Origin of the sequence: Rhodoplanes roseus, from assembly GCF_003258865.1 — a bacterium.
Classification (GTDB): Bacteria; Pseudomonadota; Alphaproteobacteria; order Rhizobiales; family Xanthobacteraceae; genus Rhodoplanes; species Rhodoplanes roseus.
This window is the reverse complement of record NZ_NPEX01001013.1, coordinates 1-238: the sequence shown is the minus strand read 5'-3', so window position 1 is coordinate 238 and position 238 is coordinate 1. Positions and strand designations below refer to the sequence as shown.

The window sequence follows — 238 nt, the reverse complement described above, 5'->3', positions numbered from 1 at the left end:
TTCGCTGCGCCCGCGCTGCCAAGGTTCTTCGGGATCGGGAGCGGCGTGTCCCTCCTGCCGCATCAGCCAGCGCGCCAGAAGAGGCACTGCGAGGGCAAGGGCTGCGAACCGCACCACGTGGTGGGCCGCGACATAGGCCGGGTCCACATTCATCGTGAAGGCGAGGATGGTCAGCGCCTCGAGCGCCCCCGGCGCGAAGGCCATGAACGTCTGCAACAGCGAAATATCGAGGATCATG

General features: G+C 66.4%; 1 protein-coding gene. It reads right to left on the bottom strand.

Translation table 11 applies throughout. The features are described from left to right. Positions 1-238 (bottom strand): AbrB family transcriptional regulator (locus CH341_RS33405; RefSeq protein WP_146604842.1); only part of this gene is annotated, 238 nt, incomplete at both ends.